Genomic DNA, 21,632 nt, shown 5'->3' on the forward strand with positions numbered 1-21,632 from the left:
CTGGTGATGACGGCGGAGGGGTTCCACGCGTACCCATCCCGAACACGACCGTTAAGCCCTCCAGCGCCGATGGTACTTGGACCGCAGGGTCCTGGGAGAGTAGGACGTCGCCAGGCTGGATTCATAGTTTTACATTGCTTACCATTCCCTGATAGCTCAGTTGGTAGAGCACTCGACTGTTAATCGAGTTGTCACAGGTTCGAGTCCTGTTCGGGGAGCCATTTGGAGAGGTGTCCGAGTTGGTCGAAGGAGCACGATTGGAAATCGTGTAGGCGTCTAAAGCGTCTCGAGGGTTCGAATCCCTCTCTCTCCGCCATAAATTTTCAGGTAAGTATGGCCCCTTGGTCAAGCGGTTAAGACACCTCCCTTTCACGGAGGTAACAGGGGTTCGAATCCCCTAGGGGTCACCATTTCTTTCATAAGAAATTTCCAGAATTTGAGGGTTGCATTACATAAGCGATATAAGGTATGATAATAAATGTCGCTTTAACGGGCAACATACTCAACAACGACGCGGGGTGGAGCAGCCCGGTAGCTCGTCGGGCTCATAACCCGAAGGCCGCAGGTTCAAATCCTGCCCCCGCAACCAAACATCATCTCGGCTCATTACCGAGTACACGCGGAGCCGTGGTGTAGAGGCCTAACATGCCTGCCTGTCACGCAGGAGACCGCGGGTTCGAATCCCGTCGGCTCCGCCATTTTCCTTCAAGGAAGCATGTAAGGCTCGATAGCTCAGCTGGTAGAGCAGAGGACTGAAAATCCTCGTGTCGGCGGTTCGATTCCGTCTCGAGCCACCATCAAGACAACTTAACACTAAGCCGACTTAGCTCAATTGGTAGAGCAACTGACTTGTAATCAGTAGGTTGGGGGTTCAAGTCCTCTAGTCGGCACCATTTCTCTCCTAAACGTGGAGGATTAGCGAAGTGGCCAAACGCGGGAGACTGTAAATCTCTTCCTTCGGGTTCGGTGGTTCAAATCCATCATCCTCCACCATCATGTTTTTAATGCTTAGGGGCATAGTTTAAGGGTAGAACAGCGGTCTCCAAAACCGTTAGTGTGGGTTCAATTCCTGCTGCCCCTGCCAATTAAATGCTTCACAATTCATGGCGATCGTGGCGAAGTGGTTAACGCATCGGTTTGTGGATCCGACATTCGGGGGTTCAATTCCCCTCGATCGCCCCATTTACATCAATTTTGTTGGGGATTAGCCAAGCGGTAAGGCAACGGACTTTGACTCCGTCACTCCTAGGTTCGAATCCTAGATCCCCAGCCATTTTCACTGCACAGGTGAACCTAATGCGCGGAAATAGCTCAGTGGTAGAGCATCTCGTTGCCAACGAGAAGGTCGCGGGTTCGAATCCCGTTTTCCGCTCCATCTCAATCTTGAATCTGGCGCCATAGCCAAGTGGTAAGGCAGAGCTCTGCAAAAGCTTTACCCCCAGTTCGAGTCTGGGTGGCGCCTCCAAAAACCTCAAAGCTTGCGCCCTTAGCTCAGCTGGATAGAGCGTTTGACTACGAATCAAAAGGTCAGGAGTTCGAATCTCTTAGGGCGCGCCAGTAAGATGCAACATAATTGAATATGCCGGTGTGGCGGAATGGCAGACGCGTTCGACTCAAAATCGAATGGGCAACCCCCGTGGAGGTTCGAGTCCTCTCACCGGTACCACTTTAACAATGACAGTTCATTAGAGATTAATCTAATGAGCTTTTTTTGTGTTCGAACCAGAAGAAGTAAGGAAACCAGGCTGTAGAGATACTAACGCCTGGTTTATGGTGGCTTCCTTCGATTATCCCTGGAACCTGGATCGGGGAATGATTAAACTAAAAGCCATCCACAAAGGTTATATGTTACTCTCTTATTTGGACGAAAAAGTCGATTACGTTTATAATTTACTCGAACAAGCTATAGAAAGTGTTTGATTAGGACAGATAGAACCGCTAACATGGAGTCCGTTATTGAACTAAGGAGGGTATAAGCATTTGACAAGCGTTCTCGTAGTCGAAGACGATACGAATATGTCGGAAATGATTTCAATTGTTTTGAACCATGAAGGATTTCGTGTCCGGGGAGCGGGCAACGGCAAGGAAGCGCTGGCCGAAATGGAGAGCTCTCCTGCGGATTTGGTTTTGATTGATGTTATGATGCCCGTCATGGACGGGTGGGATTTGTGCCAGGAGCTGCGGCTCTTGAACCCTGAACTGCCGATTATCATGATTACGGCCAAGCACGAGACAAGTCAGAAAGTGAAGGGATTCGGCCTAGGCGCAGATGATTACCTGGTCAAGCCTTTTGACCCGCAGGAGCTGGTGGCCCGAATCAAAGCGGTGCTGCGCCGGTACCGGATTGCGGCCGACAAGATGGTTAGATTGGGCAGCTTCAAGCTGGATCGGCTTCGGGGGACGGTTTCGGACGGGACCGTGAATTGGAACTTGCCGCTTAAGGAATTTGAACTCTTATATCAACTTGCGAGTTATCCCGGCCAAATCTTTATGCGAGACCAGCTAATTGAAGCGGTATGGGGCTTCGACCACGAAGGGGATGAGCGGACGGTCGATGTTCATATTAAGCGGCTGCGGGAGCGATTTGCCGCCTATGCCCACTTTTTTCGCATCGAAACGGTTCGCGGTCTCGGATACAGGTTAGCGACGGAAAGCTATGATTAAGAGCTTATACTTAAAAATTGTACTGCTCTTTTTCGCAGCTGTGGTGATAGGGATCGGAGGCGCCATTCCGATAACCATGTATTTGTTTAAAGATCGGCTTACGCAATCCATCCAACAAGAGTATGCGGTGCGAAGCGGGCTGATATCCGATGCTTTTTCCCGATTGGCGCCAGAAGAACGCGATCCATTTTTACAACAGTTGTCCGAAAAGCAGAAGATTAGCCTATGGGTATACGATCGGAATGGGCTTCGCTACGCTTATGGTCCAACAAACGAACTCAGCCTGACAGACGAGGATATCCGCCGCATCCAGAGCGGCGCCGAAGTCGTGAGTCGCACATCCGTGCTGCCCCTACCGACGAGCTTGCACATGGGTTTCCCGTTACAAACTGCGGATGAACAGTTGGCACTCGTCATCCATCCGGAAGGTACTCCTAATTCTCAGTTGTTTATGATTTTGGGCGTTTTGATTGTGATTGTCATTGCGATCGCTAACACCAAGTTTATCCTTTTTACTAGCGTAGTGGTAAAGCCCTTAAAAGCATTGACAGCCGCAACCAGAAAAATGGCCAAGGGAGACTATAACATCCGGCTTCAGACAAAGAGCAAAGACGAGTTGGGCGTCTTGTCGAAGCAATTTCAACAAATGGCCCACGAGATGAGCCAAGTCGAAAAGATGCGTCAAGAGTTTGTTTCCAACGTATCCCACGAACTTCAAACCCCGCTGGCGTCCATTTCGGGTTTTGTCTCCATCCTGCAAAGGGGCGGTCTTGATGAAGCCGAGCAACGGCGCTGTCTGAACATCATCCGGCACGAAAGCCTGCGGCTGTCCCGGCTGAGCGAGAACATGCTCCGACTGGCGACGATGGATTCCAACCAGCTGCCCTTTCATCCATCGCTCGTTCGACTGGATAGTCAACTGCGCCGTATTGTCGTAGCCGCGGAGCCGCAATGGGCGTCCAAACGCTTAAATATTCATCTGGAGCTTCCAAAAACGACGATTCATGCAGACGAAGACCTGCTAAGCCAGGTGTGGCTAAATATTTTCAGCAACAGCATCAAATTTACACCCGAGGGCGGGAACATCTTCATCGAACTTCAGGCTGAAAAGGGTGAAATCGAAGTCCTCTTCCGGGATACCGGAATGGGCATGACCGAGGCAGATCGCAAGCGTGTCTTCGAACGCTTTTTTATGGCGGATAAATCGCGCAACCGCGAAGCGGAAGGGAGCGGACTGGGACTTGCGATCGTCAAGCGTGTTGTCGAATTGCACGCCGGACGGGTCGAGATCGACAGTGCCCCAGGAAAAGGAACGACGGTAACCGTTGCTCTGCCGGCTATGTGAATCAATCAAACAATCGAAAAGAGGATCAAAAAAGGTGAACGATTTCGTTCATCTTTTTTACATTTCCAACCAATTCATTCATGTTGCGTTCATACAGGGTACGTAGTATCGGTTGCGAAAGGAGACTTGAATTCACGAGAACTTACTGGAATCGGCGGAAAGTCTATATCACTTTAAGTCAAAGGAGATGTCTTCTATGGTAAACGAATCATGTATCGTACAAACTTCTCTTGGCTCGCTTCAGGGGATTCGAAGAAAGGATGTCATTCAGTTTCGCGGTGTTCCCTATGCCGAGGCGCCCGAGGGGGAGTTTCGCTTTTCGCGGACACGTCCTGTCGCTGCTTGGACCGGTGTTCGAGATGCAAGTCATCACGGCTTTATTTCCCCGCAGCCGCCTTCTCCATTACGCCAGGCCATCGGAGAAGCTTCCGAACCGCCTCAAGGGGAGGATTGCCTATCGCTCACAATCTCAACCCCTGCCATCGATCGGGAAAAACGTCCTGTTGTCGTTTGGGTGCATGGCGGACATTATATGACCGGAGCCGGTTCGCTGGACTGGTACGATGGAGCGGAGCTTTCCAAGGACGGCAATCTGGTTACCGTAGGCGTCAATTACCGGCTTGGAGCTTTTGGATTCTTGCATTATCCAGGAGTTATCGATGGGAAAATGGGGATTTTCGATATTCTCGAAGCACTGAATTGGGTTCAAGATCATATTGCGCATTTTGGCGGCGATCCCGATCAGGTCACCATCATGGGGCAATCCGCGGGAGCCCATGCCATTATGTGCTTATTGGCCACCGGAGGGGCACGAGGTCTCTTCCGCAGAGCAATTCTGCAAAGCGCGCCTGCAAGTCTGGCTCCGTTATCGGAAGCAAAAGCAGTTGAACATGGAAGCCGGCTGTTGGAAATCTTGAATGTGAATCAGAGGGATCCACAAGAAATTACCGCCCAATTGAATTCCGTATCCCCTGCCCAAATCATTCAAGCATCGGGGAAATTAGCTCAGGAAATTGCACGCTTCGGTCAAATTGACCTTCCTTTTATGCCTGTTTTTGATTCTCTTTCCACTCCGGAACGTTTTATCGAGAGGGCTGCAAAAGGGGCCGGCGAAGCAGGCATTGATCTCATTCTGGGTACCAATAGAGAGGAAGCCAATATTCTTCTAGGGAACGTCAAGAATCTTGATCCGGCTTTGGCTAACGAACGTTTCGCTGCCTTGACCGGGAACGAAAATGCAATCGAGCGATACCGCCGGCGGCGGCCCGGTAGCGCGCCCATCGCTCTAGTATCTGACCTCATTACTGACTATGTGTTCCTGCTCCCTGCTCTAAGGTTAGCAGAGGCAGTTCATAAAGCCGGCTCGCGTACATGGGTATATCAGTTCGATTGGGCACCGCTCGGCTCTCCTTTTAAAGCGTGCCATGGCATAGAACTGCCGTTTATATTCGGAAATTTTGAATCGTACAAGGATGTACCGGTATTGCAAGGAGCTAATCCAGAGGTTGCTGCCGATTTAACAGCTGTTATGCGCAAGGCATGGATTGGATTTATTCAAACCGGCAATCCCGGCTCTCCCATCCCATGGCCAGCTTATGAGCCGGTTCAAAGAAAAACCATGCGATATGCTTCCATTGTCGGTACTGTAGGCGACTTGGCGGAGATAGATCGTTTCTATACATGAAGGGGAAGGAAGAGCAATGACAAATAAAACCGGAATGGCTCGACTATTGGAGATCGCCGGTGAGAAGCGCGGGCTGATGATCGTCTCGGCCCTGTTGTCTTCGCTTAGCGCCGTTTGCATGCTGGTGCCTTACGTTTCCGTCTTTGTCATCTTAAAAGAGTTGCTGGAGCACGCCGCATCCCCTGCTTCGGCGGACGGGGCGAAAATGATCCGCTATGGCGTTATCGCTTTAATCGGACTGGCGGGCGGCTTGGTGACGATGTATGCGGGGGGAATGGTTTCTCATATCGCCGCCTTTCGTATTCTTTACGGTCTCAGGGTCAAGCTGGCAAGCCATATCGGCAAGCTTCCGCTTGGCTGGCTGAACGGTACGTCGACGGGGGCCGTCAAGAAAACGCTGGAACAAAACGTGGAGAAAGTGGAAACGTTCATTGCCCACCATTTGCCCGATCTCGTCCATGCGGCTGTGACCACGATTCTGATGATCGCCGTGATGTTTACACTGAATGTTTGGTTGGCGCTGGCGTGCTTCGTGCCGATTGTCCTCGCGTTTGCGGTTCAAATCGCGCTGATCAGCGGACCGAAGACGAAAGAAAACCTCAAGCTTTGCCATGATTCGCTGGAACGAATGAATGCTTCCGCCGTCCAGTATGTTCGGGGAATGCCGGCCGTTAAGGTGTTCGGGCAAACCGTGCAGTCGTTTCGTCAGTTTTATCAGGACATGCTTCGCTATCGTGACTACGGCGTGAAATTAACGGATCAATTTCAATACGGATCCTTGATTTTTAAGGTGATTCTCGGCTCGCTTGCCGCATTTATTCTGCCTGTTGGCGTGTTTTTATTGAGCCGGGATCCGGGCAGCATCGCCTTCGCCTCCGTTCTGCTATTCTTTCTTGTCATGGCGCCAGGGATATCTGCCCCCATGTTTAAAATCATGTTTCTGGCCGAGACGCTCAGAGATATCGATGAGGGGGTCCGGCGCGTAGATCGTGTACTGGCGGAAGGAGATGTGACGGAGCCTGAACACCCGATGCGGCCAACTTCATTCGATGTTTCATTCGATCGCGTCTTTTTTTCTTATGGAACGGAGCCTGCGGATACGAACGTCCTGGCCGACATTTCCTTTACCGCTCGCCAAGGGGAAGTGACGGCGCTTGTCGGACCGTCCGGAGCGGGCAAATCGACCATCGCCAATCTGGTGCCTCGTTTTTGGGAGGTGAACACGGGAGCGATCCGCATTGGCGGAGTGGATATCCGTGAAATCGCGACCCCTGATCTGATGAACATCGTCGCGTTCGTGTTTCAGGAATCGTTTCTGTTTTACGATACCGTGTACAACAATATTGCGATCGGACGCCCGAATGCGTCTCCGGAAGAAGTGTATGCCGCGGCGAAGGCAGCGCAGTGCCATTCGTTCATCGACGAGACTCTTCCCTTTGGGTATGACACATTGATCGGAGAAGGAGGCGTCTATTTGTCCGGCGGGGAAGAACAGCGAATCTCCGTAGCCAGGGCAATCCTGAAAAACGCCCCCATTCTCGTACTGGATGAAGCGACGGCGTTCGCCGATCCGGAGAACGAGCATGAGATGCAGCTGGCGCTAAAAGCGCTGATGAACGACAAGACGGTCATTGTCATCGCTCATCGCCTGTCTACCATTCAGGATGCGCAGCAAATACTCGTGATGGACGGCGGGAGAATCGTCGAGCGGGGGAGGCATGAAGATCTCCTTTCAGCTAACGGTTTGTATGGCGGCATGTGGCGTTCCTACCGTCATGCGACACAATGGCATTTGGGCAAAGGGGGTGCGGACAATGAACATGAGCATGCTGCGCAGCATTACGGCGGATAATCCGCGATCTCTCGTCAAACCCGTTTTGTACACGACCTTGGCCAATCTGGCCGGCTTAATCCCTTTTGCGCTGTTGGTAGAAGCGGCAAGATTGATTTTTAATCCTTTTATTTATCCCGATATGCCGCTCGATTCGGCACGGCTCTGGTTCGTGTGCGGTGCCCTGGCAGCTTCTCTCGTTCTCTTGTTCGCATGCGAAATTCCCGCCTATCGCGCCCAATACCGCGATGCCTACGGCGCGGCTGCGGACGGACGATCGCGTCTGGCCGAACATATGCGCAAGCTGTCGCTAGGGTACCTGAACAAACGGGATCCGGGAGATTTGGCCAATCGAATGGTGGGCGATTTTTCGATGCTGGAACACGGCATTTCCCACTTGGTTCCGCAGATGATCGGTGCCGCCGTCATGCCGGTTATCGCCCTGGTCGGCTTGTCTTTCCTCGACTGGCGTCTGGCGCTTTCCCTGTTCGCGACGCTGCCGATCGCTATCCTGCTGATGCTCTTAACATCGGGCATCCAGCGCAAACTCGGCTCGAAGCATATCAGGGCCAAGATGGAGGCCTCCAGCAGGCTGCAAGAATATTTGAACGGAATCCGGGTGATTAAAGCTTATAATTTGACCGGAGAACGTTTTGTCCGGCTGGAACGGTCATTCAAGGAGTTGATGCGGCAGAGCATTCGTCTCGAAGGGACGATAGGGCCGATTGTGCTGAGCGCGATTACCTGCGTTCGTGCCGGTCTCACCTTGATGATCATGGCTGGCGTTTATCTGCTGACAGGCGGAAACCTGGATGTGATCACATTCGCAGCTTTCCTGATCATCGGAACCCGTATTTTTGATCCGCTGACGACAGCGCTCGCCGGTTACGCGGAGTTCCGCTATCTGGAGCAGGCGGGCGAACGCATCGTGCAGCTTCTGCGGGAACCGGTTATGCGGGGAGAGCGGCAACCCCCTGAGAATCAGGATATCGAATTGAAGCAGGTTACGTTTGGCTATTATGATCAACCCATCTTGCGAGATGTGAGTGTAAGTATGCCGGCAGGCTCCTTCACCGCATTGGTCGGCCCTTCGGGCAGCGGCAAAAGTACCCTTCTTCGGCTCGTCGCCAGGTTCTACGACCCGGAACAGGGAAGGGTAACGATGGGCGGGGAGGATGTTCGTGCCATGGATCCCGAAGCGCTGCTCAGAAAAGTATCCATGGTGTTTCAAGATGTGTACCTCTTTCAGGATACGATCGCAGGCAATATCCGCTTCGGACGGAGCGACGCAACGCGCGAGGAAATCGAGGAAGCGGCGCGCCTTGCTTGCTGCCATGATTTTATTCTGAAGCTGCCAAACGGTTACGACACGATGGTAGGCGAAGGCGGAAGCACGCTGTCGGGCGGTGAAAAACAGCGAATTTCCATTGCCAGGGCGATATTGAAAAACGCGCCGATCATTCTGCTCGATGAAGCAACGGCTTCGCTTGATCCCGAGAACGAAGCGGAGATTCAGAAAGCGATCGATCGACTGGTGCGAGGCCGAACCCTCATCGTAGTCGCTCACCGGCTCAAGACCGTACGGCATGCGGACCAAATTGTCGTACTGGATCATGGGCGGATCGCGGAGCTAGGCGGTCATGACGAATTACTCTCGTCGAATGGCTTGTATGCCCGGCTTTGGCAGCGCCAGCACGGTGCAGGCGAGGAGCACGCGACTCTGTAAAGTTATAAGGCAACACCCCCAAAACTCTTGACTTCTGTCGGAGTTTTGGGGGCGAATTTTAGACAAACGGAGGTCAGCCTTAGAGAGGCAATCGGGCCAATGTTTAGCTTTTGTAATAGCGAATGATGGAGGAATGGCTATGTCGGCGATTAATAGGGCGGAGAAGGTTGCGGAGAAAAAATGGTGGGCGCTCGTCGCCGTATGTCTCGGATTATTTATGGCTTTACTGGATGTTACGATTGTGAATGTCGCTTTGCCGGCTATACAAAGCGATCTTCAAACGGACTTCTCCGGATTGGAATGGATACTCAACGCTTATACCTTAGTATTTGCCGTGGCGCTGGTTACAACAAGCCGGTTGGGCGATATATTCGGGCGGAAGACGTTATTTATGTTGGGAATAGCGGTATTTACAATCGGTTCGCTGTTATGCGGATTGTCGGGCGATATTACGATGCTGAATTTGTCCAGAGGCATTCAGGGGCTGGGTGCGTCTGCAATGACGCCTTTATCGCTGGCCATCATCTCGGCGACATTCAGCGGGAAGCAGCGCGGGATCGCAATTGGAATATGGGGCGGCGTAAGCGGATTGGCTACGGGGATCGGCCCGGTAATCGGCGGTATTCTGGTAAAGCATATGGGATGGGAATCCATCTTCTATGTGAATATTCCCGTCGGAATCGTCGCGATTCTACTGTCGTTATGGGCGATCAAGCAGTCCAGGGACGAGTCTGCGGCGCGCCGAATCGATCTGTTCGGGTTCGCCACATTCACCGTCTTCATGTTCTGTCTCATCTACGGATTGATTCAGGTCAACCATGAAGGCAACGACTGGACCTCTCCGGAGGTGTGGTGGGTGCTTGCAATTTCCATTTTTGCTCTCCTCGTATTCATCGTAGGCGAGCTGCGGTTGAAGCACCCGATGGTCGATCCTCGTTTATTCAAGATTCCCAGCTTTACCGGTTCCGCGATTGCCGCTTTTTGTCTGAGCGCCGGAATGTATTCGCTGCTGTTCAATCTCAGTATTTACATGCAAAGCTTTCTCGGCTTGGATGCGCTGGAGACGGGCGTCAAGCTGATCGCATTTACCGCAATGGCTCTGCTATTCGGTCCGCTGTCCGGTGCATTAATGGGCAAAATAAGCCCCAAATGGCTCGTCGTCGTATCTATGGCGCTGCTGGCGATCGGGGTTTATTCCATGTCCTTCCTATCGAAACATAACGATCCTGCTGAATGGATTGTTCTATTGCCCGGATTTATTGTTGCCGGAATTGGCAGCGGCTTGATCAACCCGCCTATCTCTAATCTGGCAATCGGAACGGTACCGGTGCAGCGAGCGGGCATGGCGTCCGGCATGAGCAATGTGGCTCGTCAGATGGGAGGCGCGTTCGGAGTTGCCCTCTACGGGGCGATATTGTCCAGCCGCTTCGCCTCGCTTGTCACGGATAGAATCCAGTCTTTGCAAGGCGACCAGCTTTCCGAATCGGCGAAGGGGCAGGCAATTCAAGCGATTGAGTCGGCAGGCCCGATTGTAGGCAGCAGCGGTCTGGCAGGCATGGAGCGGGATATCGCCTTTCAAAACGATCCGCTGTTTGACTCCTACCGGGAGATTGCCCGCGCATCTTTCGTGGACGGAACGATTGACATTATCAAGATCGCCGCTGCGATTCTGGCAATCGGCGCCGTGCTTTGTCTGGTTTTGATTCGCAAGAAGGATTTGCGGCATTAATATAAAAATGATCAAGTAAAGGTGAAATACAATGAGAATGAGAATGATAGCAACCCTCTTGTGCGGACTGTTCCTCTTTCCTCTACTCGGTTCGGGGAGAAGTGAGGGAAGTATGCAAATTGAGGGATCTGGAACGTCAGTTTTCTCCGAAGTGGATACATATATTGCTCGGGAAATGAAACGGCAACGTCTTCCGGGGCTGGCTCTGGGGATTGTGCAGGGGGATCGCATTCTTTATCTTAAGGGATACGGTCAGGCCGATTCATCCGGTCGGCCGGTAACGCCTGAAACGCCTTTTGGAATAGGTTCGATCGGCAAGTCGATTACGGCCATGGCCGTTCTGCAGCTTGTCGAAGAAGGAAAAATCGACTTGGATGCGCCTATACAGCGCTATATCCCCACCCCCTATAACGGCGCAAAGTTCATTACTGTACGCCAATTACTTAACCAAACAAGCGGGTTCACCCAAATCTCCACTTTCAGCAACACGCTGTCAAGTATCAACGTTCAGGATCAAGACGCTCTGGAGAAAAATGCTTTATCCTATGCGGAAAAGTTTCTAAAGAGAGCCGTTCAAACCGCGCAGCCCTTCAGGTATTCGAACGCAAACTATGTACTGCTCGGGTATATTGTGCAGCAAGTGTCCGGCCAGTCCTACGGCGACTACGTGAAGGAACATATTTTCACTCCTCTGTCTATGCAAGACAGCTACGTTACGCTTGATGAAGCGGCTGAGCACGGGCTGGCTAAGCCCCATCGCCGAATATTCGGATACAACGTTCCCTATGAAGGCCCCTATATTTATATTCCAGGAGATGCGCCGGCAGGCTATCTCTATTCGAGCGCTAAGGACATGAGCCATTACTTGCTTGCCCAAATGAACGGCGGCCGATTCGGGGATCATTCCGTTCTCTCTTCGGAAAGCACCCGCCTCATGCAAACCGAACCCGTTCCGGGAACGTACGCCATGGGTTGGATGACAGATCATATTAACGGGTTGCAGGTTATCGGTCAGCCGGGCGGCTCAATAGGATTTCAGGCGCAAACTTATATGGTTCCGGAACAGCAGTTGGGAGTTATCGTGTTCGCTAACGTGCTAGACGCGATCGATGCCTCGTGGCCCAACAAAACGCATGTCATTACGACTACCCATATCGCCACCGGGGTCATAAGCTTACTGAATAACGAACCGATTGCAGGATCAGGTCTAAGCATCTCGCAGAAATATGGGGTCGTAAACGGACTCTTATTCCTACTCGGCGTTTGGTTGTTATATACGACCTATAGAACGGCGAAGCGCTGCTTTGGGCCGTGGAGTCCGGATAAATCCAAACCTGCTAAAATATCGATCAAAGTTACGGCAAGAATTTTTTTGAATTTTGCGGGCCTGATTCTTGTCCTGCTGTGGAGTATGACTCAAGTCCTTCCGGTATGGCATATTGCAACCATTTATCAGCCGGACCTCATCCTTTGGCTGAAGGTCATGACTGTACTTATGGCGCTGAAGGGAAGCCTGGAAATTACCCGGCTGGTTCGGTTGAATGGTACGAAAAAGGAAGAGGAGGCTTAGTAAGACGATAGAATAAAAGCCTTCCGCAACCTGATAAATAGGATGCGGAAGGCTTTACACGGACTAACGGTTCTCTCCATTTGGCTTCAGTGAGCAAAATGTTCCTGCCATTCATTTACTCCCTCATCCATCCGATAGGCGCTAAATCCTTCAGCCTGCAGCTTCTGCGCAGCGATTGCGGAGTATACACAGAGCGGACCTCTGCAGTAAGCGACAATCTCGGTCTCCTGAGGGAATTCACGCATAAAATACTCCAGTTCCTCTATAGGTACGGATATCGCGCCATCGATATGGCTAATTTCAAACTCTTCTTTTGGACGCACATCCAGAAGAAGGATAGACTCCGTATTTAATTTTTCCATGACCTGGTCCATCGTTAGAGTTTGAATGTTATCCAAGTTATCCATAAAGTCGTCCTTAAGCTTTCCGATATCGGGAAGCTGCTTGTTGCTGATTCTCCACAGGGAAGTCAATAAATCAACAATAGCAGGGTCGGCCAATGAATAGATGACGTGGGTGCCTTTCTTGGTGAATCTAACAAGCTTGGCATCCAACAATACCTGGAGATGGCGAGATACGTTTGCAAAATTCATCCCCGTGGACGAGGTTAACTTTTCCACCGTCTTGGATCCCTGGGACAATAAAGTCAGAATTTCCAAACGCTTATCGCTCGACAAGCATTTACCGATTCTCGATAACTGTCTGTAGAGATCTTCTTTGAGGGCATTCGCAGAATCCAGCATAGTATCATTCATAATGATATTCCCTCGATTCTTGAACAGAGCCTAATCTAAAACCGCGGTGATATGCGCCTTCGTTACAGACCAATGCGAGGAGGTCCAGTATTTGGCTTTATCCTTTACATAAATAATTTGCGGGGATTCATGCTTTACATTCAAGTCTTCCGCGATTTGGTTGGATACCGGGCGCGATTCGATGACTTTGACCAGCACATAATTCAAATTTTCATTCGGCTTATCGTTTAAATATTGTTCGTATTCTTGAAGCGCGTTAGCGCTTACCGGGCAAGTTGTACTATGCTTCAGTATCACTTGTCCGCGTTCGGACGACTGGAGCAAGAGCTCATTCCATTCCTCGATCGTCGTTATTTCATTCCATTGCATACGAAAATACCCCTTTCGGTATCAGACCGATTGTCAAAAAATAATAGGCTGAATTTTTATATAGTGTACATCATCTTGTTCAATTATTCAATTGAGCAGCAGGGTTGGTTGCAGATAGAGAGGGTTGACGGGTATTTTTTTTAGAATTATAATTCAATTCATTGATTGAATGGTTGAATTCATGCGTGAGTAGACTACATCATAAGCAGAGAACGGGAACGATTTCTTTTTTAGAAGGAGAGTATAAATGTTAGAGAATCCAATGGCTGCCGGTAAAAAGGCACAAAGTCTGCCATCTTCGATGATGGACGTTGTCGAGTCGTCGGAGAAGCAGCGTCAGCTACATACAAAGACATTGAAGGTCGTGATTTTGTCGCAAGTTCTTGCCGGAGCGGGTTTGGCGGCAGGAATCACCGTAGGCGCATTGCTTGCGCAAGAGATGATCGGAACGGATCGTTATGCCGGAGTGCCTACCGCGCTATTTACGTTGGGTTCTGCCGGAGCTGCTCTTGGGGTCGGCCGCCTTTCCCAGCGATGGGGGCGCAGGCCCGGACTGGCTATAGGATTCATAACGGGCGGTTTGGGAGCGATCGGCGTCGTACTCGCTGCATTATTGAACAGCATTCCTTTACTTCTTCTTTCGATGCTGCTCTATGGGGCAGGCACGGCGACAAACTTGCAGGCTCGATATGCAGGTACGGATTTGGCATTGCCGGCACATCGGGCGAAGGCGATCAGCTTGGCTATGGTATTCACAACGTTTGGCGCCGTTGCCGGCCCGAATCTAGTCAATCTGACCGGACGGCTAGCCGTTTCCCTGGGCGCTCCCCCGTTGTCGGGGCCGTTCATGCTGGCTGCTGCTGCGTATCTAATAGCTGGCCTTGTTCTTCTTATTTTCTTGCGGCCCGATCCGTTCCTTGTCGCTAAGGCCGTTGCCGACAAGCAGCGGCTCAAGGCAATGTCCGATCAGGCGGCTCAACCCCAAGCTCAGGCAAATGCCGTAAACAAAAAAGGGATTATGACGGGCGCAACCGTCATGGTGCTGACACAGATTGTCATGATAGCGATTATGACTATGACTCCCGTTCACATGCAGCACCATGGACACGGTCTGGGCGAGGTGGGGGTTGTCATCGGCATTCATGTCGCTGCGATGTATCTTCCATCTCTGCTCACCGGCGTTCTCGTCGATAAATTTGGTCATATCGCCATGTCGTACGTTTCCGGATTTACATTATTGTTGTCCGGGCTAGTAGCCGCGTTTGCTCCCGGCGATTCCATGGGGATGCTGGTTCTGGCGCTTGCGCTTCTTGGATTGGGATGGAACTTTGGTTTGATTAGCGGGACGACGGCAATTGTCGACGCAACGCCTCCGCAGGTCCGTGCCAAAACCCAGGGCACCGTGGACGTGTTGATCGCTTTAGGAGGGGCCTCCGGAGGCGCGCTGTCCGGCATGGTTGTCGCGCAATCGAGCTATGCGACCCTTTCTTTGGCCGGAGCTTGTCTGTCCTTGCTTCTGATTCCGGTCGTCGTGTGGTTCCGAACAAAGAAAAGCTGATGCAATGGGGAACAGAAACCGCTCGCGTGCACGGAGGACACCTGGATGCCCTACTCCGCTCCGCTGAGCGAGCGATAGCCGAACTCGCCGATCGGGCAGGAGGTTCTTACGTTAAAATCGGGGCCAGATGCTCCAGCGCCAAGGAGCGTATGTGTTGATCCTCCGGAATATTGTCGTACAGAAGATGGCCCTTGCCTGCCTGCTCCATTAGCTCGCTTATTGCCGCGATGCGCCCCTTGTTGAAGTCGATAAAACGAAAATCGACCTGTCGCAAGCTCTCCATGTCCCTCAAGGGAGCAAAGGCTTCAGCCTTAATGGCCGTATTGATTTCTTTCAGCTCCAGAACCTCAAGCTGCTTGGCAGTCCATAGATTTGCGATGTCCCGCAATGATTTCATGTAGTTTAACTCGAGCTGCCGGAGATTGTCCATTTTCGAGAAGTCGCACAAGCGTTCAACCTTAGGCAGGGATAATTGCAGAAAGCTCAAATTGCGCAATTGTCCTACGGCCTGAATATCGATTAGGTTGCGCACGGCGGATAGGACGAGCATACTTAAGTTCGATTCGGCTAGTACATCGAGCGGACCATTTAACTCGCAGCTGTCGATCAACAAATACTTGATCTGCGGAAGTTCCGCTACGAAATCCAGACGATCAATCGCACAGTTCAGCAAGAGCGTGTTCAGACTGGCGCATTCCGCTATTGGGGTCAACCCGTCGAATTTTCCGTGCAGTTCAAGAAAGTTTAATTGGGGGTAGCTGCGGATAAAATCCAGGCTTTGCGCTTTTTTGGGCGAGCTTACGTTAAGGAATTGCATTTGCTTCATCCTGCCAAGTCGGGTCAAGTCCTGCGGCTGTCGCAGATCCAACCTTAGAGCGGCTACGTGCTTCAGCGCAGCAAGCGTCTCAAGAAATTCGTCCGTGTAACGGGCCTTCTCATCCTTATTCCATATGTACAAAATCAGATCCGGCCGTGTGGCAAATACCCGCTTATCCAGTTCAAGCAGATCCTCCGTCAAATCTGCGCCGACAACAAAACTAACCGTTGCCCGGTTTCGCAAATCTTTTACGGCAGCCTTCATTTTCTCTTCATTCCAGGGAATCCCCTGCATGGAAGCATGCCAAGGTTTATCCATCGTTTATCATCTCCAATCCAAGTTTTCTGCGGCATATTTACCACTACCATTGCGCCAATACAGCCTCCAAGTCTTGTCTGAGCAGATCCGTGCGGTAGCTCAGCTTTTTCTTCTTCAGCTTCTCTTCTAAGATGGCAACCATCTCTAGCAAATCCTGCTTAAACAGCTCCTTCAGAGTTTCAACGGCGAGCTCGCCTTCGTGCCTGGTAAAGTGTCTCGTAAATTCTATCTTAAGCTGGCCGTTGCGCTTGGCGAGTTTGCTTGTCTGCAGTCGGGGACGTATATAGTACGATTCCGCAAAATGGGGCGGGACGTCCTCCTCCGTATGAAAATACTCGTAGCGCATAGTGGGCGAAGGGTCGTCGTGATGGCTGAACCAGCATTGAACGGCAAAATAGTCGAAGTCGGAACCGTATCGTTCCTGCCGCATATCCCGGTCAAGCCGCTCCCGAAGCTCCCGCAGGCAGTCTACAAACGGTTGAACGGATTGCTGATAATTGCCCGATCGAACTAGACGAACAGGGTTTTTCGGCAGGGAGTTGCGCTGGGTAGCCAGGCTTGAAATCCCATAGTCCGTCGGGTCGCGGCCATCGTCAATGACAAAGCTGTCGCCTCGCTTGCTCCATCCTTTGGCTGTTCCTTCAATCGTATGGAAGGTTCGAGTCCGCAGACTGGAATAATAGGAACCGTTAATCCACTTCTCCGCAATCGCCTCGACGGGCTCCCGTTCCTTCCAGCCTACAATATGCAACGCCTCGCACACGCGAACCAGCTTGTTCCACTCCTGAATGTTCGCATAGTCGGCGTAACGGTCGTATTCGGCAAATAGCGCTTGGCGTAGCGCATCCGGAGACGGCTCCTCCTGAATCCGGACGGTTAACTGTTCTATCGTTTCTATCGAATAAATATCGTCCAGCATACGCTTTGAAGCCTCCTTGGGTATCGCGACTTATTTTTGACTGACTCGAAGCCTATTCCTTAATTTTACTTCTCCTATTTTTTCGCTCAAGAGGCCAATGTCTCAATGTTGCCGTAACAAAATACGAGAATCGGATCAAGCTACATTCGTTACCTCTGCTTCACCAAGATAACGCCAATTATAATGACAGCAAGACCTGTCCATGTTTTCCAGGAAGGGGCTTCCTTCATAAACCAATACCCCATCCAGATGGAGATCAATACTTCGATACATTTGGCGATGATCAGGACGTAGCCCAGTTGATTGACGGCTTTCATACCGAACTTGACGCCGTATCCGACGCCCAAATTAGCGACGAGAAAGAGCGGCAGCATCAGAAGCTGAAATTTTAACGTAGACCAGAAATGTGGGGAAATATGCTTGCTCTGATAGGAGAAAATAATGTTGATACAAGTTAGGCCGGCAAACATGAGCGAAAAGCTGATCAAATACAACATATTCGTACACCCCAGGATTCATATAGTAGGATTAATGTTTCCTTGATCCAACAATTTTATCCTGGGGCATTTTTCTTAGCTCATTCGTTCAGCAATACAACCGACCAGCGCGTCCACATAGTCTGCGGCATCATTCAGGAATTCCGTTGCCGCAAACTCCAAGCCGTATGAAGAAGCTTCATTGTGGCTATGGATCCGGCAATCAAAGACGGCTTCGACATTCTCGATTAAGGACAATAAATCGCAAACTACAACGGCTTTCCCTTCAGTGGCTGCAATGTCCCTGATTGCCTCGAGTATATCGGGGCCCAGCCATTTCTGCGGAGGCGACCCCGGACTACGATACGCGAGTCTCCAGTGATTCCAACAGGCTTCTGCGGCAACGGCAGCAGCCATCTCGCGAAACGCCGCGATAAACTCCATATTGGCGGAAGGCAATCCGGGTTGGCTATGAGCTGTGAACAATACGGTAGTCTTGGGCCGATTGGCGGCGGATATCCATTGCAGCGCGGTCCGAAGCCGCCGGGCTAAAGCTTGAACAACTGCAGGATACAAATGCCAGTGGTTGATTTCGTCCACAGGAATTTCTGTATCCAGTGAAGCAAGCTTCTTACGCACGCGCAAATGATAGGCTGCAGTTCCTGTTCGGGAGTAGAGAGGCGACATTGGAAAAGTATACAGTCGGGTAGCGCCATCGGCTACGATTTGCCTTGTCGTTTCCTCCACGAAAGGAGAGGTGTGCTTTGCCGTCTGGTACACCCGAACCTCCTCATTTAAGTACAGGGATAGCCGCTGCTCCAAAGCGGCCGCCAGTCGGGAAGTGACCGATCCGAGGGGATCGGCCGTTCCGATTGAGCGAAACCGCGACATTGCCGCCATCATCATTTCTGGCGGCGGCGTTTTGCCATGAAACAAGTGCGTGTAGAAAGCCGGAACATCGTCGATCGATTGCAAAGAAGCATAGCTAAGCAACAGAACTGCTTTCATTAAGAGTTCACCTCTGTGGAATGGATTACAAACGTTCCGGATGGAGCCAATGAGCAATCTCTTCCAGCGTATCGATTGAGTATCGCGTCGGGTTAAGCAGCTTGCGCGCAGGCATGACGAGGACACGCTTATTTTTTACAGCCTGCAGGGTCGACCAGCCTGGCGTTTGCGTAACCTCGTTCATATCATCGCTTTTGCCTTTCTCCCATTCAACAAGCAGAATATAGTCGGGATCGGCCTTAATTATTTGCTCGATGGTCGCTTTGGTCGTACGCGTCAATCCAAGGCTGTCCGCAGCATGTGCGGCTCCGGCAAGGCGAACCAGATCATATGAAATATTGGAGGAGCCGAGCAGGTAGGGGCCGGTGCCAGGTCCAAGCGGCGAGACTACCAGTACAGTGGGCCTTACCGCCTCGGATACGGCGGAAACGACTTTTTCCTGTCGGCTTTTCATTTCCGCTACGATATCAGCGGCCTGCTTCTCCTCGCCAATAGCGGCGCCAATGGTCATGATGTTATTCATCAATACTTCCATTGTGCTCCATGATTCCAAGGAAATGATGGGAATGCCGGATTGCTCGAGCAGCTCCGTGGCTTCTTTTTCCTTGTCGTGCAGTTTGGTCATGATTAGCAAATCGGCATTGTAAGACAGCACTTGCTCGGGATCAAGCGAAGTGGCGCCGGCAATTTTATTGGCAACGCGACTTCCCTCCTCTGTCCGGAAAGCGAGCGAAGGATTTTCAATGCTTCTTGGCACGACGGCTACGCGTTCCGCGTCCGTTAGTTCCAGCACGACCTCGGCGGCATCAAGCGACAGCGCCGCGATCCGTTCAGGTTTCGAAGGAATTGCGCTAGCGGATTCGTTCACTTGATCTGTCTTGCCTGGCGACGAAGGCTCTTGGCTTAAGCCGCAGCCCGTCACGGCTGCCGCTGCGGTTAGCAGCAATAAATGGAATGTCCAAAGTTTAATAGATTTCTTTATTAGGCTCATGGCGTTCTCTCTCCTCTTGATTTTTGAATGGCCGTAATAGCTAGCGAATCGGTAGAAGGATCGGTATATACAGCCGCATCTACCTCATAGGCGGTTTGGAGCATAGCGGGCGTCAACACCTCCAGAGGTGCGCCGGCAGCGAGCAAGCTTCCGTTGTGAAGTAAAATCAGGCGGTCGCAGAAACGCGCTGCCAGACTTAAATCATGCAAAGCGGCAATCACGGCTAAGCCTTGCCGAGCCATCTTGCGCATCAATTCAAGCACATGCAATTGATAGCGAATATCGAGCGCCGAAATCGGCTCATCCAGTAAGAGCAGACGAGGCTCTTGAGCGAGCGCCTTAGCGATCAATACCATTTGTCGCTGTCCTCCGGATAATTGGGTTGCATATCGATTGGCTAAATGATAAGTCGACGTTTTTTGCATCGCTTTTTGCGCGATAAGCCGATCCAGCTCGCGTTCATTGCCGAAGGGCGGCAAATGGGGAAACCTCCCCATCAGCACGATATCTCGCACGGTAAAATCAAACTCAATGGCCGTATTTTGCGGGACATAACCGATGATTTTGGCAAACTGTTTGCGCGTATATCGTCCAAACGGTTGATCCGCTATGCTGAATTGTCCGGAGGAGGGGGGAAGAAGACCCGCCAAAGTCCGGAGCAAGGTGGATTTGCCGCTGCCGTTGGGTCCAATTAAGCCAACACATTCACCTCCTTTGACGCTCAGGGAGATATCATGCAGAATTTGGCGATTGTCGATAAAGCTGTGAATTTGATGGGCAACAAGCATGTTCATTGCGCATGACCTCCCCGACGCGAGCGAATAATGATGGCGATAAATACAGGAGCGCCGATACAGGCGCAGACGACTCCAACTTGCAAGGTGACCGGCTGAAGAACCATTCGCGATACGACATCTGCCAATACAAGGAAGATAGCGCCTCCTAGAGCGCTTGCCGGCAGCAGCAGGCGGTGGTCGGGCCCTGCCAGCAAGCGAATGATATGCGGTACCACAAGACCGACAAAGCCGATAATGCCGCTCACCGCGACAGCCGCTCCCGTCATTAGGGAAGCAAGCGCCAGTAAAAGGTAGCGAACGAGCCGGATATTGACGCCGGATGTCGCAGCCTGATCGTCGCCAAGCAGCATCATGTTCAAGTGGCGGCCAAAGATCAGCATAAGCAGGCATCCGGACAAGATCGGAGCGGCGATCAATTGCAGATGCTCCCAGGTCCTTGCTTCCAAGCCGCCTTGCAGCCAAAAAACGATACTGCGCAATTCTTGATCGCTGCTGGAGCTAGCGACCATGATGCTGATCATGGCGGACAAAAGCGAGTTGATGCCGATGCCTAGGAGGAGCAAAGTGGCAATAGAGCGGCTGCGGCTGCTTCGCCAAACTGCGAGGATAATCAGCACAGCAAGGACAGCGCCGATAAATGCTGATAACGGCAATGCCCATCTCCCGAATTGGCTCCAGCCAAAAAACAAAGCGCATACCGCCCCCGCTGCCGCTCCGCTGGATACGCCTACATACCCGGGTTCAACCAACGGATTTCGAAATACTCCTTGCATGGCTGCCCCCGATATGCCTAGCGCCATCCCGACCAACGCGCCAACGAGCACTCGCGGCAATCGAACCTGCGAGACGACAAGCCACTCCCGCTCCGTAACCTGGACAGGGAGCGGGTACCCGATCAGTTCCAGCAAAATAGCTGCCGTTCGCGAAAAAGGAATGGACACTGGACCAACCGATCCGGCGAATAGGATTGCCCCGAGCAGCGTAATGAACAATCCGAAAACAACTAAAATAATCGTGCGACTTCCACTTGAAGTCGGCTGAAGCGACTTTGATGCATGCATGTGAGTAATCCTTC

At 51.5% G+C, this 21,632-nt stretch carries 17 protein-coding genes, 15 tRNA genes and 1 rRNA gene; 24 read left to right on the top strand and 9 right to left on the bottom strand.

Annotated elements, in window-relative coordinates; all coding sequences use genetic code 11:
* The 23 genes from rrf to DFP98_RS29140 all read left to right on the top strand — a co-directional run bounded on the left by rrf (position 1) and on the right by DFP98_RS29140 (position 12,549).
* Positions 1 to 116 (top strand): 5S ribosomal RNA (rrf, locus tag DFP98_RS29025).
* A gap of 29 nt (positions 117 to 145) precedes the next feature.
* A tRNA-Asn gene (locus DFP98_RS29030) sits at positions 146 to 221 on the top strand.
* 3 nt (positions 222 to 224) lie between these two features.
* A tRNA-Ser gene (locus DFP98_RS29035) sits at positions 225 to 316 on the top strand.
* A 19-nt stretch (positions 317 to 335) separates the two neighbouring features.
* Positions 336 to 410: transfer RNA gene (locus DFP98_RS29040), tRNA-Glu, on the top strand.
* A gap of 102 nt (positions 411 to 512) precedes the next feature.
* A tRNA-Met gene (locus DFP98_RS29045) sits at positions 513 to 589 on the top strand.
* Between the two features lie 32 nt (positions 590 to 621).
* A tRNA-Asp gene (locus DFP98_RS29050) sits at positions 622 to 698 on the top strand.
* A 23-nt stretch (positions 699 to 721) separates the two neighbouring features.
* Positions 722 to 797: transfer RNA gene (locus tag DFP98_RS29055), tRNA-Phe, on the top strand.
* A gap of 20 nt (positions 798 to 817) precedes the next feature.
* Positions 818 to 893 (top strand) — tRNA-Thr (locus tag DFP98_RS29060).
* A 16-nt stretch (positions 894 to 909) separates the two neighbouring features.
* Positions 910 to 993, top strand: a tRNA-Tyr gene (locus DFP98_RS29065).
* Between the two features lie 17 nt (positions 994 to 1,010).
* A tRNA-Trp gene (locus DFP98_RS29070) sits at positions 1,011 to 1,084 on the top strand.
* Between the two features lie 22 nt (positions 1,085 to 1,106).
* Positions 1,107 to 1,182, top strand: a tRNA-His gene (locus DFP98_RS29075).
* 16 nt (positions 1,183 to 1,198) lie between these two features.
* Positions 1,199 to 1,273: transfer RNA gene (locus DFP98_RS29080), tRNA-Gln, on the top strand.
* A 27-nt stretch (positions 1,274 to 1,300) separates the two neighbouring features.
* A tRNA-Gly gene (locus DFP98_RS29085) sits at positions 1,301 to 1,375 on the top strand.
* A 16-nt stretch (positions 1,376 to 1,391) separates the two neighbouring features.
* Positions 1,392 to 1,465: transfer RNA gene (locus DFP98_RS29090), tRNA-Cys, on the top strand.
* Positions 1,466 to 1,480: 15 nt separating this feature from the next.
* Positions 1,481 to 1,557: transfer RNA gene (locus DFP98_RS29095), tRNA-Arg, on the top strand.
* A gap of 24 nt (positions 1,558 to 1,581) precedes the next feature.
* Positions 1,582 to 1,666 (top strand) — tRNA-Leu (locus DFP98_RS29100).
* A 314-nt stretch (positions 1,667 to 1,980) separates the two neighbouring features.
* A complete protein-coding gene (locus DFP98_RS29110) occupies positions 1,981 to 2,664 on the top strand; it encodes a response regulator transcription factor (protein ID WP_116064149.1) in 684 nt (227 codons plus the stop codon).
* Complete coding sequence (locus tag DFP98_RS29115; protein ID WP_116064150.1) at positions 2,657 to 4,009, top strand: sensor histidine kinase; 1,353 nt, start codon at positions 2,657 to 2,659, stop codon at positions 4,007 to 4,009. Before DFP98_RS29110 ends, DFP98_RS29115 begins: the two co-directional genes overlap by 8 nt.
* Positions 4,010 to 4,205: 196 nt before the next feature.
* Entirely contained in the window at positions 4,206 to 5,693 is a 1,488-nt protein-coding gene (locus DFP98_RS29120; protein ID WP_116064151.1) for a carboxylesterase/lipase family protein, read from the top strand.
* Positions 5,694 to 5,709: 16 nt separating this feature from the next.
* Positions 5,710 to 7,545, top strand: coding sequence for an ABC transporter ATP-binding protein (locus tag DFP98_RS29125; protein ID WP_116064152.1), 1,836 nt, complete (start codon positions 5,710 to 5,712; stop codon positions 7,543 to 7,545).
* Positions 7,514 to 9,250: an ABC transporter ATP-binding protein gene (locus DFP98_RS29130; RefSeq protein WP_116064233.1), complete on the top strand. Its 1,737-nt coding sequence runs from the start codon at positions 7,514 to 7,516 to the stop codon at positions 9,248 to 9,250. The genes DFP98_RS29125 and DFP98_RS29130 overlap by 32 nt, the downstream gene beginning before the upstream one ends.
* Positions 9,251 to 9,389: 139 nt before the next feature.
* Complete coding sequence (locus tag DFP98_RS29135) at positions 9,390 to 10,979, top strand: MFS transporter (protein WP_181918005.1); 1,590 nt, start codon at positions 9,390 to 9,392, stop codon at positions 10,977 to 10,979.
* A 112-nt stretch (positions 10,980 to 11,091) separates the two neighbouring features.
* A complete protein-coding gene (locus DFP98_RS29140; RefSeq protein ID WP_281275168.1) occupies positions 11,092 to 12,549 on the top strand; it encodes a serine hydrolase domain-containing protein in 1,458 nt (485 codons plus the stop codon).
* An 86-nt stretch (positions 12,550 to 12,635) separates the two neighbouring features.
* Here the strand turns inward: DFP98_RS29140 and DFP98_RS29145 are convergent, their stop codons facing one another.
* On the bottom strand, positions 12,636 to 13,304 hold the full coding sequence (locus tag DFP98_RS29145) for an ArsR/SmtB family transcription factor (RefSeq protein WP_116064155.1): 669 nt from the start codon (positions 13,302 to 13,304) through the stop codon (positions 12,636 to 12,638).
* A 30-nt stretch (positions 13,305 to 13,334) separates the two neighbouring features.
* Entirely contained in the window at positions 13,335 to 13,673 is a 339-nt protein-coding gene (gene ytxJ / locus DFP98_RS29150) for a bacillithiol system redox-active protein YtxJ (protein WP_116064156.1), read from the bottom strand.
* Positions 13,674 to 13,935: 262 nt separating this feature from the next.
* On the opposite strand from ytxJ, the gene DFP98_RS29155 reads away from it, so the two are divergent.
* Positions 13,936 to 15,231 carry an MFS transporter gene (locus DFP98_RS29155; protein WP_116064234.1) on the top strand — a complete coding sequence of 432 codons (1,296 nt, stop codon included), beginning with the start codon at positions 13,936 to 13,938 and terminating at the stop codon, positions 15,229 to 15,231.
* Between the two features lie 106 nt (positions 15,232 to 15,337).
* Here the strand turns inward: DFP98_RS29155 and DFP98_RS29160 are convergent, their stop codons facing one another.
* From DFP98_RS29160 to DFP98_RS29190, 7 genes are all read right to left on the bottom strand, one after another.
* Positions 15,338 to 16,366, bottom strand: a complete 1,029-nt coding sequence (locus tag DFP98_RS29160) for a leucine-rich repeat domain-containing protein (RefSeq protein ID WP_116064157.1) — start codon at positions 16,364 to 16,366, stop codon at positions 15,338 to 15,340.
* A gap of 43 nt (positions 16,367 to 16,409) precedes the next feature.
* Complete coding sequence (locus DFP98_RS29165) at positions 16,410 to 17,285, bottom strand: hypothetical protein (RefSeq protein WP_116064158.1); 876 nt, start codon at positions 17,283 to 17,285, stop codon at positions 16,410 to 16,412.
* 149 nt (positions 17,286 to 17,434) lie between these two features.
* On the bottom strand, positions 17,435 to 17,782 hold the full coding sequence (locus DFP98_RS29170) for a hypothetical protein (protein WP_116064159.1): 348 nt from the start codon (positions 17,780 to 17,782) through the stop codon (positions 17,435 to 17,437).
* Positions 17,783 to 17,857: 75 nt separating this feature from the next.
* Entirely contained in the window at positions 17,858 to 18,769 is a 912-nt protein-coding gene (locus tag DFP98_RS29175) for a ferrochelatase (protein WP_116064160.1), read from the bottom strand.
* Positions 18,770 to 18,794: 25 nt separating this feature from the next.
* On the bottom strand, positions 18,795 to 19,760 hold the full coding sequence (locus DFP98_RS29180) for an ABC transporter substrate-binding protein (RefSeq protein ID WP_116064161.1): 966 nt from the start codon (positions 19,758 to 19,760) through the stop codon (positions 18,795 to 18,797).
* On the bottom strand, positions 19,757 to 20,554 hold the full coding sequence (locus DFP98_RS29185) for a heme ABC transporter ATP-binding protein (protein ID WP_116064162.1): 798 nt from the start codon (positions 20,552 to 20,554) through the stop codon (positions 19,757 to 19,759). Before DFP98_RS29185 ends, DFP98_RS29180 begins: the two co-directional genes overlap by 4 nt.
* Positions 20,551 to 21,618: a FecCD family ABC transporter permease gene (locus tag DFP98_RS29190; protein WP_116064163.1), complete on the bottom strand. Its 1,068-nt coding sequence runs from the start codon at positions 21,616 to 21,618 to the stop codon at positions 20,551 to 20,553. The genes DFP98_RS29185 and DFP98_RS29190 overlap by 4 nt, the downstream gene beginning before the upstream one ends.
* Positions 21,619 to 21,632: the final 14 nt, after the last annotated feature.

It is taken from the genome of Cohnella phaseoli (assembly GCF_003386235.1).
Lineage (GTDB): Bacteria > Bacillota > Bacilli > Paenibacillales > Paenibacillaceae > Cohnella > Cohnella phaseoli.

What these genes read in the sequence shown, in the direction of transcription:
- DFP98_RS29115 (WP_116064150.1), top strand. Translation starts at nt 2,657, where the DNA reads ATGATTAAGAGCTTATACTTAAAAATTGTACTGCTCTTTTTCGCAGCT.
- DFP98_RS29120 (WP_116064151.1), top strand. Translation starts at nt 4,206, where the DNA reads ATGGTAAACGAATCATGTATCGTACAAACTTCTCTTGGCTCGCTTCAG.
- DFP98_RS29125 (WP_116064152.1), top strand. Translation starts at nt 5,710, where the DNA reads ATGACAAATAAAACCGGAATGGCTCGACTATTGGAGATCGCCGGTGAG.
- DFP98_RS29130 (WP_116064233.1), top strand. Translation starts at nt 7,514, where the DNA reads ATGAGCATGCTGCGCAGCATTACGGCGGATAATCCGCGATCTCTCGTC.
- DFP98_RS29135 (WP_181918005.1), top strand. Translation starts at nt 9,390, where the DNA reads ATGTCGGCGATTAATAGGGCGGAGAAGGTTGCGGAGAAAAAATGGTGG.
- DFP98_RS29140 (WP_281275168.1), top strand. Translation starts at nt 11,092, where the DNA reads ATGCAAATTGAGGGATCTGGAACGTCAGTTTTCTCCGAAGTGGATACA.
- DFP98_RS29145 (WP_116064155.1), bottom strand. Translation starts at nt 13,304, where the DNA reads ATGAATGATACTATGCTGGATTCTGCGAATGCCCTCAAAGAAGATCTC.
- ytxJ (WP_116064156.1), bottom strand. Translation starts at nt 13,673, where the DNA reads ATGCAATGGAATGAAATAACGACGATCGAGGAATGGAATGAGCTCTTG.
- DFP98_RS29155 (WP_116064234.1), top strand. Translation starts at nt 13,936, where the DNA reads ATGGCTGCCGGTAAAAAGGCACAAAGTCTGCCATCTTCGATGATGGAC.
- DFP98_RS29160 (WP_116064157.1), bottom strand. Translation starts at nt 16,366, where the DNA reads ATGGATAAACCTTGGCATGCTTCCATGCAGGGGATTCCCTGGAATGAA.
- DFP98_RS29165 (WP_116064158.1), bottom strand. Translation starts at nt 17,285, where the DNA reads ATGCTGGACGATATTTATTCGATAGAAACGATAGAACAGTTAACCGTC.
- DFP98_RS29170 (WP_116064159.1), bottom strand. Translation starts at nt 17,782, where the DNA reads ATGTTGTATTTGATCAGCTTTTCGCTCATGTTTGCCGGCCTAACTTGT.
- DFP98_RS29175 (WP_116064160.1), bottom strand. Translation starts at nt 18,769, where the DNA reads ATGAAAGCAGTTCTGTTGCTTAGCTATGCTTCTTTGCAATCGATCGAC.
- DFP98_RS29180 (WP_116064161.1), bottom strand. Translation starts at nt 19,760, where the DNA reads ATGAGCCTAATAAAGAAATCTATTAAACTTTGGACATTCCATTTATTG.
- DFP98_RS29185 (WP_116064162.1), bottom strand. Translation starts at nt 20,554, where the DNA reads ATGAACATGCTTGTTGCCCATCAAATTCACAGCTTTATCGACAATCGC.
- DFP98_RS29190 (WP_116064163.1), bottom strand. Translation starts at nt 21,618, where the DNA reads ATGCATGCATCAAAGTCGCTTCAGCCGACTTCAAGTGGAAGTCGCACG.